At 72.1% G+C, this 15,865-nt stretch carries 9 protein-coding genes and 2 pseudogenes; 9 read left to right on the top strand and 2 right to left on the bottom strand.

The genetic code is table 11. The annotated features are described in order from the left end of the window. From ABZ862_RS37635 to ABZ862_RS37605, 7 genes and pseudogenes are all read left to right on the top strand, one after another. A pseudogene (locus ABZ862_RS37635) lies at window positions 1-405 on the top strand (dehypoxanthine futalosine cyclase); the annotation flags it as partial. Between the two features lie 50 nt (window positions 406-455). After that, a complete protein-coding gene (locus ABZ862_RS37630) occupies window positions 456-1,511 on the top strand; it encodes an ATP-binding cassette domain-containing protein (protein ID WP_360968877.1) in 1,056 nt (351 codons plus the stop codon). Between the two features lie 5 nt (window positions 1,512-1,516). After that, window positions 1,517-2,398, top strand: a complete 882-nt coding sequence (locus ABZ862_RS37625; RefSeq protein ID WP_360968874.1) for an ABC transporter permease — start codon at window positions 1,517-1,519, stop codon at window positions 2,396-2,398. Between the two features lie 33 nt (window positions 2,399-2,431). Next, complete coding sequence (locus ABZ862_RS37620) at window positions 2,432-6,643, top strand: AMP-binding protein (RefSeq protein ID WP_360968871.1); 4,212 nt, start codon at window positions 2,432-2,434, stop codon at window positions 6,641-6,643. A gap of 96 nt (window positions 6,644-6,739) precedes the next feature. Beyond that, the gene (locus ABZ862_RS37615) at window positions 6,740-7,771 is read left to right on the top strand and encodes a ketoacyl-ACP synthase III family protein (RefSeq protein ID WP_360968868.1); all 1,032 of its coding nucleotides are present in this window, start codon (window positions 6,740-6,742) and stop codon (window positions 7,769-7,771) included. Between the two features lie 26 nt (window positions 7,772-7,797). Further along, the gene (locus tag ABZ862_RS37610) at window positions 7,798-8,283 is read left to right on the top strand and encodes an NUDIX hydrolase (protein ID WP_360968865.1); all 486 of its coding nucleotides are present in this window, start codon (window positions 7,798-7,800) and stop codon (window positions 8,281-8,283) included. A gap of 650 nt (window positions 8,284-8,933) precedes the next feature. After that, a pseudogene (locus ABZ862_RS37605) lies at window positions 8,934-9,850 on the top strand (P1 family peptidase); the annotation flags it as partial. Here ABZ862_RS37605 and ABZ862_RS37600 read toward each other — a convergent pair. Continuing rightward, window positions 9,847-11,490: an IS200/IS605 family accessory protein TnpB-related protein gene (locus ABZ862_RS37600; protein WP_360968880.1), complete on the bottom strand. Its 1,644-nt coding sequence runs from the start codon at window positions 11,488-11,490 to the stop codon at window positions 9,847-9,849. The pseudogene ABZ862_RS37605 and the gene ABZ862_RS37600 sit on opposite strands and share 4 nt — an antisense overlap. Further along, window positions 11,483-12,061 carry an IS607 family transposase gene (locus tag ABZ862_RS37595; RefSeq protein WP_360968863.1) on the bottom strand — a complete coding sequence of 193 codons (579 nt, stop codon included), beginning with the start codon at window positions 12,059-12,061 and terminating at the stop codon, window positions 11,483-11,485. The genes ABZ862_RS37600 and ABZ862_RS37595 overlap by 8 nt, the downstream gene beginning before the upstream one ends. A 224-nt stretch (window positions 12,062-12,285) precedes the next feature. On the opposite strand from ABZ862_RS37595, the gene ABZ862_RS37590 reads away from it, so the two are divergent. Both ABZ862_RS37590 and ABZ862_RS37585 read left to right on the top strand, forming a co-directional pair. Next, a complete protein-coding gene (locus tag ABZ862_RS37590; RefSeq protein WP_360968860.1) occupies window positions 12,286-13,521 on the top strand; it encodes an epoxide hydrolase in 1,236 nt (411 codons plus the stop codon). Between the two features lie 26 nt (window positions 13,522-13,547). After that, window positions 13,548-15,524, top strand: a complete 1,977-nt coding sequence (locus ABZ862_RS37585) for a protein kinase (RefSeq protein ID WP_360968857.1) — start codon at window positions 13,548-13,550, stop codon at window positions 15,522-15,524. Window positions 15,525-15,865 lie beyond the last annotated feature (341 nt).

Here is a 15,865-nt window from a genome sequence, read left to right as displayed (position 1 = left end):
GGCCGCACCCAGGCCACCATCTTCGAATACCTCCGCATGATCGCCGTCGCCCGCCTCTTCCTCGACAACGTCGCCCACATCCAGGGCTCCTGGCTCACCACCGGCAAGGAGATCGGCCAGCTCACCCTGCACTACGGCGCCGACGACCTCGGCTCCGTGATGCTGGAGGAGAACGTCGTCTCGTCGGCCGGGGCCAGGCACCGCTCCAACCTGATGGAACTGATCACGCTGATCCGCGGCGCCGGACGGGTGCCCGCGCAGCGCTCCACCACGTACGAGTACCTCGCGGTGAACGACGACCCGGCGAACGACCCGGTCGACGAGCGGATCGTCTCGCACATCTCGTCCGTGGCCATCGAGGGCGGCACCGCGCACCCCGAGCTGAAGCTGATCGCGGCGACCTGAGCGCCCGCCGGACCCCTTAACGCGGCAAGCACAGACAGGACGGAGAAGCCATGCCGGGCGCCATCCACGCCGAGGGCCTCGTCAAGACCTTCGGGGAGCTCCGGGCCCTCGACGGAGTCGATCTCACGGTCCCGGAAGGCACCGTGCTGGGGCTCCTCGGCCCCAACGGTGCGGGCAAGACCACCACCGTCCGGGTGCTCACCACGCTGCTGCGGCCGGACGCGGGCACCGCCACGGTCGCGGGCCACGACGTGGTCCGCAGCCCTGACCTGGTGCGCCGCTCCATCGGTCTCTCCGGCCAGTTCGCCGCCGTCGACGACCGGCTGACGGGTCGTGAGAACCTGCGCATGCTCGCCGAGCTGTACGGCATGAGGCCGCGTGCGGCCCGGCAGCGCACCGAGGAACTGCTCACCCAGTTCGATCTGGCCGGTGCCGCCGACCGGATGTCGAGCACGTACTCCGGCGGGATGCGCCGCCGCCTCGACCTCGCCGGGGCGCTGGTGGTCCGGCCGCCGGTGATGTTCCTCGACGAACCGTCGGTGGGACTGGACCCCACCAGCCGCCTCATGCTGTGGGACGCCATCGACCGGCTGGTCGGCGAGGGCACCACGCTGCTGCTGACCACGCAGTACCTGGAGGAGGCCGACCGGCTGGCGCAGGACATCGCCGTCGTCGACCAGGGCCGGATCATCGCCCACGGCACCCCGCGCGAGCTCAAGGCCCGTACCAGCCGGCAGCAGATCGAGATCGTCGTGGAACACGGCGAGCAGATCGACGGCGCCGCCGGTCTGCTGGCCCGCCACAGCAGCCGCACCCCGGACGTGGACCGGGCGAGGCTGCTGGTCTCCGCGCCGGTGGTGGGCGGGGTGCGGCTGCTGACCGAGGTGGTCCGCGCGCTGGACGGCGCCGGCATCGAGATCAGCGACATCAGCCTGCGCCGGCCGACCCTCGACGAGGTGTTCCTGGCCCTGACGGAACCGGGGCGCGCGGAGGCCGAGCCGCCCCGTCCCGCCACGGGTCCCGCGCTGGCGGTCGCCGGTGCGTCCAGCGCGTCCGCGGCGTCCGCGGTGTCCGGTGCGTTCAGCGCGTCCAGCGAGAAGGAGTGACGACCATGTCATGGGCCCTGCGTCCCGGAACCTCCGAGGCCGCCGCCGTTCCCGCCCCGGCCGACGCACTCCTGCGTCCCGCCTCCGCGGCCAAGGCGGTCCGTGACCTCGTCGTGGTCACCCGCCGCAACCTGATCAGGATGATCCGCGTCCCCGAGGTGCTCATCCTCACCCTGGTGCAGCCGATCATCTTCGTCCTGCTGTTCGCCTACATCTTCGCGGGCTCCTTCAGCCTGCCCGGCGCGGCAGGCCCCTCCGTCTACCGCGAGTACATGATGCCGGGCTTCTTCGCCCAGACCATCGCCTTCGCGACCGCCAGCAACAGCAGCGTGAGCATGGCGAACGACCTGCAGAGCGGCATGGTCGACCGGTTCCGCTCGCTGCCGATGGCCCGGGGCGCGCTGCTGACCGGCCGCACGGTGGCGGACATGGTGCAGAACATCATCGTGATCACCGTGATGATCGGCTGCGCCGTGATCGTCGGCTGGCACATCCACCGCGGACTCCTGTACGCCGCCGCCGGCTTCGCGCTGCTGCTGCTCATGGGGTACGCCCTGTCGTGGGTGGGCGTCCTGATCGGCCTGTCGGTACGGGCCCCGGAGGCCGCCGCGACCGGGAACTTCCTGTGGCTGTTCCCGCTGACCTTCCTGTCCAACGCGTTCGTCGCGCCGTCCACCCTGCCGACGGTGCTGCGATGGGCCGCGGAGTGGAACCCGCTCAGCGCCACGGTGCAGTCCGCACGCCGGTTGTTCGGCAATCCGGGACTGCACACGTCGACCGCCTGGCCCGCCCAGCACTCGGTGGTCGTGTCCGTCACCTGGTCGGTCGTCATCGCCCTGGTCTGCCGGACGCTGGCGGTACGCCGTTACCGCTCGTCGGGCGCCTGAACCGCGAGCAGTTCGAGGAGCGGAGAAGCGCGGATGAGCGCGAGTCACGTCAGCGAGATGTCCCGTACCGACGCCCTTACCGACGGCCGGCCCGACGCCGGTACCGACGCCGGGCCCGACGCCCGGTCCGGCGTTCGTCCCGATGCCCGTACCGGCGCCCGGAGCGGCCGGCCGGCTGTCTTCCGGGCCGACCTGATGCGGCCGGTGCACGAACTGCTCACCGGGCACGCGGAGTCACGGCCGGAGCAGATCGCCTTCGCCGACGCCCGCCGCTCGGTGACGTACGCCGAACTCGCCGGGCGCACCGCCCGGCTGGCCGGACATCTCGCGGAACTGGGCCTGGAGCGCGGCGCGCGGGCGGTGATCTATCTCGCCAACCGCGTCGAGACGGTGGAGAGTTACCTCGCCGTCACCCGGGCGGCGGCGATCGGCGTGCCGTTCAACCCGCAGTCCTCGGACTCCGAGCTGGCGTATCTGCTCGACGACTGCGCCGCGCGCATGGTGATCACCGGCATCGCCCAGCTCCCGCAGGTGCAGAGGGTGCTGGTGGACCGGCCGGGCGTCGGGGTGGTGGTCGTACCGGACTCCGCGACGCCGGGGACCGGGGCCGGGGCCGGGGCCGCCGAGGGGGTGCCGGACTACGAGTCCCTGGCCACCACCTGGTCGATACGGCACCCGCCGCGCGACGACCTCGGCATGGACGAGCCGGCCTGGATGCTCTACACCTCCGGCACCACCGGAAGCCCCAAGGGCGTGGTCTCCACGCAGCGTTCGTCGCTGTGGGCGACCGGCGCGTGCACGGCGCCGGTGCTGGGGCTGTCCCCGGAGGACCGGGTGCTGTGGCCGATGCCGCTGTTCCACGCGGTCGCGCACAACGTGGGTGTGCTGGGCGTGGTGGCGGTCGGCGCGACGGTCCGGATCACGGACGGTCTCGCCGCGGACGACATCCTGCGCACGGCACGCGAGGAGGGCTCGACGTTCCTCGTCGGCGTCCCCACGATGTACCACCACATGGTCGAGCTGGCCCGCTCCGGAGCGTTCGGGATCCCGGCCGGGCTGCGGGTCTGCATGGTCGCGGGCTCGTCGTGCCCCGTGGCCCTGCACGAGGGTTTCCGCGCCGCCTTCGGTATCGCGCTGCTGGACAGCTACGGCAGTACCGAGACCGGCGGCGCGATCACCACCAACCTGCCCGAGGGGCCGTACGTTCCCGGCTCCTGCGGGCTCCCCGTGCCGGGGCTGGAGCTCCGGCTGACCGACCCGCGCACCGGGGCGGAGGTCCCGGAGGGCGCCGAGGGCGAGATCCGGGTGTCCAGCCCGGCGCTGATGCGCGGCTACCACCGGCGCGAGGAGGCCACGGCGGAGGTCCTGGCGGACGGCTGGTACCGCACCGGTGACATCGGACGGCTGGACGAGTCCGGGTATCTCACCATCACCGGCCGGGTGAAGGAACTGATCATCCGCGGCGGCGAGAACATCCACCCGGGCGAGATCGAGAAGGTCCTGCTGCGGGTCGACGGCATCGCGGACGCGGCGGTCGGCGGCCGGCCGGACGAGGCGCTCGGCGAGGTGCCGGTGGCGTATCTCGTGGCGCGGCCCGGGTCCGGCGGCATCGACACGGAGTCGGTGCTGGCGACGTGCCGGGCGGAGCTGTCGTCGTACAAACTCCCCGAGGAACTGCACGAGATCGACGAGGTGCCGCGCAACGCGGCCGGGAAGATCGCCCGCAGGCGGCTCGGCAGCCTGCCCGGCCGGCTGCTGTGGCGCAAGGCGCAGGAGCCGGCGCAGACCTCGCGGTCGTACGAAGGGGCCCTGGAACTGGGCCTCCTGGACGGTACGCATCCGCTGCTCCAGGCGACGGTCGAACTGCCCGGCGAGGGTGACGGTGTGCTGCTCTCGGGTCGTCTGCCGGGCCTGACGGACCCGGATGTCCCGCCGCTCTCGCGGACGTTGGCCGGGGTTCCGGTCGTGCTCCCGTCCGTGCTGGCCGAACTCGCCCTGCACGCGGGCGATCACGTCGGCTGCGGGCGGCTGCTGGAGCTGGCCACGGCCGAGCCGCTGGTGCTGCCCGAAGAGGACGGTGTGCAGCTGCGGGTGACCGTGGGCGCGCGGGGCGTGGACGACGGCGTACGCACCGTGACGGTGCACGCCCGCCGCGACGGCGGGGACGGCGCGGCCGGACGTCCGTGGACCTGCCACGCGACGGGTCTGCTGGCCCCGGGACCGGCGGTCCCGCCCGCCGCCGACCTGTCCGTATGGCCTCCGGCGGGTGCCGAACGGGTCCCGGCGGACGAACTGGGCACCGCGGCGGACGGCGTCCCCCGTGAACTGCGCTCGGTCTGGCGGCGCGACGGCGAACTGTTCGCCGAGGTCGCGCTGGTGGACGGCGGCCGCGGCCAGGCCACGCTGTTCGGCCTGCACCCGGCGCTGCTGGACGCCGTGCTGAGCCCGGCGCTGCTGCACACGCCGGTGGACCCGGTCGACGCGGTGGACCCGGTGGTACCGGTGTTCGACGACGGCCTGTGGTGGCCGCACTCCTGGCACGGGGTGGCGCTGTACGCGTCCGGGGCGTCGGTGCTGCGGGTGCGGGTACGGCCCCGTCCCGACGGCGGTTTCGGCATCGAGGCGGCCGACGCGGCGGGCGATCCGGTGCTCACGGCGGAGTCGGTGACCTCCGGCCGTACGACGGCGGCGGCACTGGCGCGTGCCTCGGCGGCCCAGCAGGACGGGCTGTTCGCGCAGGTGTGGGACGACCGTCCGCTGGAGGTCGACGGCGCGGGGCGTTCCCGCGAGGGCCGTTCCGGTGAGCGGTGGGCGGTGGTGGGTGACGACTCCCTGCGCGCCAGGTCCGGCCTGATGGCGGCGGGCCGCTACGCGGAGACGTATCCCGGCCTGGACGCCCTGGCCCGGGCGGTGGCGGACGGGACGGCGGCGGCACCGGACGTCGTGGTCGTCACCTGCGCCGACCGGGCCGGTTCCGGTGAGCTCGCGGAGGCGGTCCGCGGGGCGGTGCGCGAGGGCCTGGAGTGGGCGCGGCACTGGGCGGATCCGCTGTTCGCGGACGCCCGGCTGGTCGTCCTGACGAAGAACTCCGTTCCCGCGTGGGGCCCTTCGGAGGACCTCGATCTCCCGGGGGCCGCCGTGTGGGGTCTGGTCGGGGCGGCGCAGGACAGGGCCCCCGGCCGTTTCGTCCTGGTGGACACGGACGCGTCGAAACGGGCGTGGCGGATCCTGCCGGACGCGCTCGCCTCGGGCGAACCCCGGCTGGCGCTGCGCGGCCGGGCGGCGCGGGTACCGCGTACGGAGCGGGTGGCACCGCCGCGGGCGGCCGGCGCCGCGGCGGCCGCGGGCCCGCTGCTGGTCGTGGGCGAGGGCGCGGTGGACACGGCGACGGAGCTGTGGGCGGTGGGAGCACCGGTGACGGTGGCGGAATGGGAATCGGAGCCGGAGTTCGGGCCGGGGCCCGGGCCAGGTTCGGGGCCGGATGCCGCGCGAGGGACGGTGCCGCCGTCGGCGGTGCTGTTCATGACGTCGGTGGACCCGGCGGCCGACGACGACGTGGACGAGGTGCTGCGCCCGATGGTGGACACGGCGCTGGCGCTGCCGCTCGTGGAGCCCGCGGAGGTGGTCATCACGTCCCCCGCGCCCGCTTCCGCCTCCCCCGGCCTGGTGTCGGAGGCGGCGGCGGCCTTCCTGGACGCGTGGGCGACGCGCCTGTACGCGTCCGGCGTCCCGGCGGTGTCGATCCGTACCGCCGACCTGTTCGCCTCCCGCGAGGCACGGGATCTCTTCGACGCGGCGCGGACGCTGGACCGCCCGGCGGTGACGGCGGCCCGGACCGGCCTCGACGGGGTCGCGCCGGCCGGCCCGGACGGCCCGCTGTCCGGCTCGGCGGCGTTGCGGCGGGGCCTGGTGCGCGGTACGGCACGCCGGGTGGCGCGGGACGAACTGGCCGACCCGTCGGGCCTGCGGCACCGGCTGGCGGCACTGTCGGACGCGGAGCAGGAGGAGGCCGTGCTCGACCTGGTGCGGGCGCGGTTCGCGGCGGCGCTGGGTCTGCCGGGCGGTGACCGGATACCGGCGGACGGTGAGACACGGGACCTGAACTTCGACTCCCTGACGGCGCTGACGGCACGGAACGCGCTGGTGGCGGCGACGGGACTGCCGTTGCCCGCGGCGGTGGTGTTCGACTACGCGACCCCGGCGGCGCTGGCCCGCCACCTGAAGAAGCAGTTACTCGCCCGCTGATCACAGCCGGGACAGCCGGCCGGAGTCAGTCGTTGCCGGTGACGGCCGGCCGCAGCCGGTCCCACCAGTCGTAGCCGATCGCAGAGGAGGGGCCCGATGAGGGTCGAGAACGTGCACATCGAGTCGCTGGGCGTGGTCCTGCACGAGTGGGCGAGCGCGGCGGACGCGGTGGCGGCGGGCAAGCTGGACGCGGAGGTGCAGGCGGCGAACGGCCTGACGGGCGTGCACATCGCGGGCGACGTACCGGCGATGGACATGGCGGTGGAGGCGGCCCGTACGGCACTGGACCGCTCGAAGATCGACCCGGAGGACATCGGGGCGCACGTCCACAGCGCGGTCCACTACCAGGGCCCCGACGGCTCGTACCCGCCCGGCTACATCCTGCGCGAGCTGGGCCTGCCGACGGTCCCCGCCCTCTACCTGCGGCAGGGCTGCGACGGCATGCTGAGCGCGCTGGAGGTGGCGATCGGCAAGCTGACGGGCCCGGCGGAGGCGGGCGCCGTCCTGCTGACGACCGGCGAGAACTTCTCCTCCCCGGACATGGACCGCTGGAAGGGCTTCGGCCAGGCGTACATCCTGGGCGACGGCGCGGCGGCGGCCCTGGTGAGCGACGAGCCGGGCTTCGCGGAGGTACGGTCGCTGCACTCGGGCGTGCTGCACGAACTGGAGTCCTGGCACCGGGGCGACGGCCCGCTCCTGCTGCGCGCGGAGAACGGCCCCGCGTCCGGCATGGTGGAACGGGCGGAGCAGTTCGAACAGCGGATGCCGCTGTCGGAGACGATGGAGAAGCTGACCCTCTTCGGCCTGGACATCATCCACCGCGCCCTGGTGGACGCCGACCTGAACGCCTCCGACCTGGCCATGGTGATCCCGATCAACATGGACGGCCGGATGATCGAGTACTCCATCATGATGCCGCTGGGCCTGCCGATGACCCGCTGCGGCTGGGAGTTCGGCCGCTCGGTGGGCCATGTGGGCGGCGCGGACGTCTTCATCACGCTGGAGCACATGGTCCGCACCGGCAGGCTGACGCCGGGCGACAACGTCGTCCTCTTCTCCCAGGCCCCGGGCTGGCTGTGCAGTGCGGCGGTCCTGACGATCACGGAGCGGCCCGCGTGGGCGGAGTGAGCGGCGGCCGGGCCACAATGACGGCCATGACGGACAACTGGCTCCCGCCGGAGCAGTACATCGAGACGATCGCGCGCGCCTCGTCCTACGCCTGCCTGTACTTCACCGACACCGACGGCCGTCCGTTCCAGCTGCGTTCGTACAACGACCCGGCCGTCTGGCAGTGGCCGGGCGGCAACATGGAGCGCGGCGAGACGCCCTGGGAGGCCGCCCGGCGCGAGACCCTGGAGGAGACCGGCCTCGTCTTCGACGGCCCGCAGCGTCTCCTCGGCGTCCATTTCATCCCCCGGCACGAGACCTGGCCGGCGAACCACATCGGCTTCATCTTCGACGGCGGCGAACTCACCGCCGCCCAGATCGCCCGGGTCCGGCTCACCCACGAGCACACCGAGTGGCGCGTGGCGACGCTCGACGAATGGCGCCACGAGATGAAGCCGGTGACCTTCAACCGCCTGAACGCGATCGACACGGCACGGAAGACGGGGACGGCGGTCTACGTCGAGGGGTTCTGACCTCGGCGCCGTCCGGCGGCACCCGTCGGCCGGTGAATTCGCTCAAGCGACCCAAGGGTGAAGTGTCCCTTTTTGACCCGGAGTTGGCGGTATAGTCACCCGCATGACGCCCTCTGGGCGCGCCTCCCTTGTTCCGGACCCCTGCTCCTCGGGGCCCGGCCCGACGAGGAGCGGCTCCGGGTCTCAGACAGCCGTCTCCCCATGGAAAGGGAGGCGCGCCTGTGGGTCGTCATGCCAGGCCGAAACCGACTTTCGCCGCCCGGCTGCTCCGGCTTCTGCCGGAGCACCAGGCCGGACGGGTGAGGAGGTGGACGCTCTGGTGGCTCACCAGGTAGCTGGAGACCCCCAGCACAATTAGGGGTCTACAGCGGAGCTCCTGGTGAGCTGGAGCCCCTGTCACGGGTAACCGGCCGTGGCGGGGGCTTCGTGCTCACACAAAAATACACCGCGCCCGTCCGCTCCGCGCAAGCCACGCCGCCCTGCGAGTCTGCAGTTCGAATCCGCCGCGCGATCATCCGCCGCCGGGAACGGGAGGACGGCTGTCCGCTGTGCGCAGTCGGCAGGGGCATGCATCTGGGTGAGGTCGCCGCGCAGTCATCACCAGTGAAACCCGCTCGCCCCGGTCCCCTCCTCGGAGAGACCCTGAGGTCGTGGAATTTCTCTGCTACCACCGCGACCGGCCCGGCTCCCTGCCGCTGCGTGACAAGCTGCTGAAAGAGCATTGGTCCTACATGGACCGGTACGCGAAGGAGATGATCGCCCGGGGCCCGACCCTCACCGACGACGGCGGCGCGGTCACCGGCAGCGTGCACATCCTCGGTCTCACCGATCCCGCGGCTGCCCGCGCGTTCGCCTTCGACGAGCCGAACTACCAGGCCGGCGTGTACCGGGACGTGCTGCTGCGACGGTGGCGCAACACGCTGGGGCGCACCATGTGGGACTTCCCCGGCGGCCGAACCGGCGGCGACCGGTATCTGGTGCTCGGCCTCGGCGCAGGGCAGGCGGGCGACGTCGCGGTGCCACCCGAAAGGGAGGCGTGGGAACGGCCAGCGTCGTCCTGGCCGACGGGACCGTCGTCGGGGCACTCGTCGTGGTCAACGCCCCCGGGAGCGCCGTGGATCCGAGAGACTGCACCCTGCTGGGGGCCGCGCTGGGCATCGGTCACGAGTTCGCGGGGCTGCGGACACCCTCCCGCAGAGAATGCCGGCCGGTCGCGGGGATGCCGCAGGCCGCCGGAGCGGGCCGGGGCCGCAACACCACGATCGCGATCGTCGCCACCAGCGCGGGCATGACCAACGCGGCGCTGACCAGGATGGCCGCAGCGGCGCAGGACGGACTGGCGCGGGCGATCGATCCCTCGCACACCCTCTCCGACGGCGACACCGTCTTCTCGGTGGCCACCGGCACCGGCCGCCGGCTGTCCAACGACGAGCCGGACGACACACACGCGCTCACCCGGATCGGCTCCGCAGCGGCCGACACCCTCTCCAGGGCCGTCGCACACGCCGTGCTGGAGGCCACTTCCGTACGGCAGTACAAGAGCTACTGCGACACCTACCGTTCCTAAACAGTGTTCAGGAGTGAGTCTTGGACCCACGTCCCGGAACTGCGCGTATCCCGAACGGTGTTGGATGCGCTGGTCCTCCGCGTTCTCGTTGTCCCGGTCCGGCGACGTGCATCGTGCGCACGCTCCGTGACGGGAGGGCGGGTTTCCTCACGCTCCCGGCCACCTCGATCGGCCTGGACGGTCCGATGCCCACGACGATCGCTCTGGTCGGCGTGGGGCGGTGCCGTCCGTCGCCGGATCGGGTGCCCGAGGGCGCGCCTGCCAATCGCCACCGAAGCGGCGTCATGGCGAGTCATTTTGCGAGTCTCGCTGGTCAGGGGCTTACGCCAGTGCTGGTCGCCCCACATCGAGGTGTAGGCCGAGTCTACGGCCACGATGGCGATGCCGTGCTCGGCGGCCATCGACACGATGCGGGCCTTCAGCCTGCCGGTCGGCATGCCGGAGATGAGCTGCCGGAACCGCTTCTTGCGTCCGTGCTTCTCGCGGGTCTTCTCGGCGTCGAAGTCCAGGTTCTCGATGCCGACCGCGTTCGCCCCGGCCTGTTTGGTCCAGTACAGAAGCTGGGTGAGGGCGTGCCGGATCTGGGCGTCGCGGTGATCGGCGGTGCCCGACAGGTCGTAGTGGAAGCGGCGCGGATCACCCATCGGGTTGCCGTGCCGGTCGAGCCGGTAGGCGGCGAAGTGGTCCGCGTTGGTGTCCACACCGACCATGCCCTCAGCCCGTGCGGCCTCAAGCGGGATCGTCTGCACCACGGGTCTGGTCCACGACGCGGTGAGGTACCAGCGGCCACGTTCCACGTTCAGGTGGATGCGGTAGGCGACAGCCCGATTCGCCTCGATACGGTCGCCCCACTCCTCGCCCCGGTGCGCGAATCGCACGGTTGAGGCCAGCACGTACCGGCCGTGCCTGCTGTTGGCCACATGGGCGAGCGGCGCGGGCAGCTTGATGCTGACCTCGCCGTTCGGGGTGACGCGGATCGTCTCGTTGCCGAACCTCTTGCCGGACTCGCCATCGGCGGCGAGGAACCGGCGTTCGGCTTCCCAGCGCTGCCGCCACTGGGGCTCGGTGAGCTGGGCGGCTTGGAGGTTGTGCCGGTTCTTGAGCAGCCGCCGGCCACCGCGCACAACGCGGACACGGCCGGTCTTCCAGTTGTCGCGTGTCACGTCGAGGCGATGTTCCAGCGTCGCCAGTCGGCGGGACTTGTGGAACCACTCGCCCTTGGACCGGTAGCCGCCCGGTGCCCGCTTGGTGCCCTTCTCGCCGATCGGCAACGACAGGCGGTGCCGCAGCGTCTTGATGCCCGCTTCGAGGTTCTGGATGTGGGCGAGCAGGCAGCGGCGGGCCAGGCCGTACTGGTCGTGGGTGGCCTTGGTGATCGTCCCGGCGATACGCGAGGAGGACTGTTCCGTCAAGTCCCGTTTACGGGCTGCCCAGGCGTCATTGTCGTGTTCGTGCCCGGCCTCGCAGCGGGCCTTGAGATCGAGAGATGCCAGACGGCCCTGGTGCTCCCCAACCAGGCGCAACACCTTCTCGTCTTCGGGCGTGAGGTGCTTGAGGCGGTCGCGAATCGCCACCCCGGACGGGCCGAGAGCGACGAACGGCGCCTCGATGGTGCGAAGCTGCTTCTTCTTGTCAGCCATCAGCAGCCGCCGCTTCAAGCGCCTTCCTGGCTCGGTTCTTCGCTGACCGGCGCCCGTACAGGCGGGCGCAGAACGAGGTGAGAACCTCCACCATGTCGCGCACCAGGTCGTCTTCGACCTCACCGTCATCCAGAACGACCAGGCGGCGGCCGGTGGCAGACAGGGCGGCTTCGACGAGTTCGACATTCATGCGGCCGAGGCGGTCTTGGTGTTCCACCACCACGGTGGTCACCGCCGGATCGGCCAGCAGGCGACGGGCCTTCGTACGGGCGCCGTTCATGCCCGAGGCGATCTCGGACTCGACACGGACGACCTTGTGTCCGGCCTTTGCGGCCCACGCCGACAAGCGGGCGGTCTGCCGCTCCAGGTCCGCCTTCTGGTCGTGCGAGGAGACGCGGGCATACAGGCCAACGCCACCGGTCACGGACGGTGAGGTGTTCGCGTCGATGTTCACCAGGATCGTGCGCGGCCCCACTCGCTCCGCAGGGACCGGCAACGTGCCCTCACGGAACCAGCGGTAGGCCGTACGCGGGGCAATCCCCTGTGCGCGTGCCCATTCCGTCAGGTTCACACACAAGACAATACAGCACTCACAGCACCTAAAAGACACTTATGGGCACTTATTCGCGAGCAGCTGTCAACCCCTCGGCCTGCGCGCACCTGCGGCGGAAGTGACCACCGGTGTGCACGCCCTGGGCGCCTGGTTCCGGTCCCGAACACTGCTGGGCGTAGCGGAGTTGATGGATAGCATGACCACGACTTCGACTTCAGGAACGGGCCCGGAGGAACCACGTCATGACCACCCCGCGCGCCTTCCCTCTGGAGCCCGCCCCGATCCATGTGTCCGACGAGGTCCTCGACGACCTGCGCGCGCGTCTCGCCTCGACCCGTCCGCCGCTGGACGAGGGGAACGAGGACTGGTCCTACGGCGTCCCGGCGGGCTGTCTGCGTGAGTTGGTCGCCCACTGGCGGGACGGCTACGACTGGCGCAAGGCCGAGGCCGCCATCAACGCCTACGAGCACTACCGGGTGAACGTCGCGGGTGTCCCGGTGCACTTCATGCGCAGGGCCGGCCGCGGCCCGCGCCCGGTCCCGCTGATCCTCACCCATGGCTGGCCGTGGACGTTCTGGCACTGGTCGAAGGTGATCGACCCGCTCGCCGACCCGGCCGCGTTCGGCGGTGACCCCGCCGACGCGTTCGACGTCATCGTGCCGTCGCTGCCCGGCTTCGGTTTCCCCGGCCCGCTCACCGGTTTTCCGGACGTCAACTTCTGGAAGGTCTCCGACCTCTGGCACACCCTGATGACCGAGATCCTCGGATACCGGAAGTACGCCGCCGGGGGCTGCGACATCGGCGGGATCGTGTCCAGCCAGCTCGGCCACAAGTACGCCGACGAGCTGTACGGCATCCACATCGGCTCCGGGCTGCCGCTCGACTTCTTCACCGGCCCCCGCGCCTGGGACTTCGCCCGCAACCGGCCCCTCACCGACGACCAGCCCGCCGACGTCCGGGCCCGCGTCGTCGAGCTGGACCACCGCTCGGCGTCCCATCTGGCCGTGCACATGCTCGACGGCGCCACCCTGGCCCACGCACTGAGCGACTCACCCGCAGGGCTGCTCGCCTGGCTGCTGGAGCGCTGGAACGCCTGGAGCGACAACGGCGGCGACCTCGAGTCCGTCTTCACCAAGGACGACCTGCTCACCCACGCCACGATCTACTGGGCGAACAACTCCATCGCCACGTCGATGCGTTACTACGCCAACGCCAACCGCTACCCCTGGACCCCGGCCCACGACCGCACCCCGGTCGTGCAGGCCCCGGTCGGCCTCACCTTCGTCACGTACGAGAACCCGCCCGGCATCCATACCGCCGACGAGCGCGTCCGCGCGTTCGAGAACGGCCCGCAGGCGGCCTGGTTCAACCACGTCAACGTCAACGCCCACGACCACGGCGGCCACTTCATCCCCTGGGAGAACCCCGACGCCTGGGTGAACGACCTGCGCCGCACCTTCCACGACCGCAGGCCCTGAACGGCCCCGGGAGGGAAGGGAGAAGCGTGAACGGGGTGGGGACGCGGGTCGGGGGGCGTTACCGGCTGGAGGCGCTGCTGGGACGCGGCGGCATGGGTGAGGTGTGGCGGGCCTACGATCCGCGGCTCGAGCGGCGGGTCGCCGTCAAGTTCCTCCCCGCGCAGCTGGCCGATGACAGCGATCTGTCGGGCCGTTTCCGGCGTGAGGCCCGGGTGACGGCACAGCTCCAGCACCCTGGCATCACGCAGGTCTTCGACAGCGGCGCCGAGGACGGGCAGCTGCACCTGGTCATGGAACTGCTGGACGGGCGTGATCTGGCGGCGGTCCTGCGGGAGCAGCCGACCGGGCTGCCCGTGCACAGGGCGGTCGGCCTGGCCTCGCAGACCGCCGACGCCCTCGCGTACGCGCACCGGCAGGACGTCGTCCACCGGGACGTCAAACCCGCCAACCTCATGCTGCTGCCCGGCGGACGGGTCAAGGTGTGCGACTTCGGCATCGCCGGCTTCGTACGGGCGGACTCCGGTCTGACCCGTGACGGCAGCGTCATGGGGACACCCGACTACATGGCTCCCGAACAGTGCCTGGGACAGCGGGTCGACGGGCGGGCCGACCTGTACGCGCTGGGGTGCGTGCTGTTCGCCCTGCTCACGGGGCGGCCGCCGTTCACCGTGCCGGGGGACTTCCGGGCGGTGATGCTGCGTCACCTGCACGCACCGCCACCGCGCCTGTCGGAACGGCGTCCGGGTCTGCCCGCCGAACTCGACTTTCTGGTCACGCGGTTGCTCAGCAAGGACCCCGGTGACCGCCCCGCCCACGGGGGTGCCGTCGCCGACCTCCTCCGTGCCCTGGCGGACCGGCCCGTCTCCCCGCCGGCCGGAGCCTCCCCCGTCCGCCCCTCCCCGGTCCGTCCGGCCACGCCCGGTCCGCGGTTCGCGCCGACCGACCGTCCGCCCGCGGCCGAACCGCTGCCGGCGCCCGCCGTCCGTACGCCGGTCGACGCGTCCGGGCCGGTCCTCGAGGTGTTCCACAGCGGGTACCTCGCTCCCGGCGTCACGGACCTCGACCTGTTGGTGACGGTACGGGGCACCGGCGCCGCCCCGGCCGACGTGGCGGCGCCGGTGCCCCGTACCGTCGTCTTCCTGACCGGCCTGTCGGCTCAATTGCCCGGACCGGACTTCGCCGCGGTCGTCCGAGCCCTCCGTGAGGCCGTCGCCGGCCTGGACGACGGCGTCTCGTTCGCCCTGGTGGCAGGCTCGGAGTACGCGCGGATGCTCTACCCCGACAGCATGCGCGCCGTCCGGGCGAACGCGGTGACGAAGGCCGAGGCGGACGCCGCCCTCTCGGCTCTGGAACCCGTGCGGGCAGCGGCCTTCGGCCGCTGGATACGGCTGGCCGACCGCCTCTTCGCGGGACATCCCGAGGCGGTGCGCACCGCGATCCTCCTGTCGGACATGAAGGCCTCGGCCGAGAGCCCGGACGAACTGTCCGCCGCGCTGGCCTCGTGCGCGGGCCGCTTCGTCTGCCACGCCCGGGGCATCGGCACCGCCTGGGAGGTGAGTCAGCTCGCGTCGCTCACCCGCGCTCTGAACGGCACCCTGGACATCTTCGCCGCACCGTCGTCGGCGCCCGCCGGCCGGGCGGGCCTCTCCGGGGAACTGGCCGCGCTCCTCGACAGCACCCGCCGGACCGTCCACCGCGACCTCGCCCTACGGGTCACCGCCCCCGAGGGCACCCGGCCGCGCCTCTTCCGGCAGGTCGCCCCCGGCGTCGAAGACCTGTCCGACCGCGGCTACCCGATCGCACCAGGCGCCTTCGAGTACCCCGTCGACGCCCCCGACAACCAGTCCCGCGACTACCACCTGGGCCTGGACCTCCCGCCCGCCGACACCGGCACCACGACCCCCGTCACCCTGGACCTCGTCCTCCTCCCGCCGACCGGCGACGGCCGCCCCCTGACCCGCCGCACCATGACGCTGACCCGCCGACCGGCGGCGCAGAGCTGACCGGAAGGCCGGTGGCGGCGTCCGACGGCGCCGACCCGGGAATCCACCGTCAGTCATCCGCGAACCGCGGTTGCTTCGCACACCCGGTGGATGTGGATGGCCAGGCGGGCGTGGGGGAGGGCGATCCCGCCGAGTTCGTCGGCGATGGCGCAGGTCTTGAGCGAGCGGGACTCGCATCTGCCGTGGCCGGTGTCGGAGGCGGTGTGCTGGACGGCGATGTCCCGCCACCGCAGGGCGGACCCACTACGAGAACGTGCACTTCTACGGCACCCACTCCGTCGACATCGACGGAGAACTCGCCCAGCTCGACACCGACGGCTACCGGCCACTGCGGCTGGCCG

The sequence above is a fragment of the Streptomyces sp. NPDC047000 genome (assembly GCF_040644295.1).
In the GTDB taxonomy this organism is placed as follows: domain Bacteria; phylum Actinomycetota; class Actinomycetes; order Streptomycetales; family Streptomycetaceae; genus Streptomyces.
This window is presented reverse-complemented; position numbering and strand designations above follow the sequence as displayed.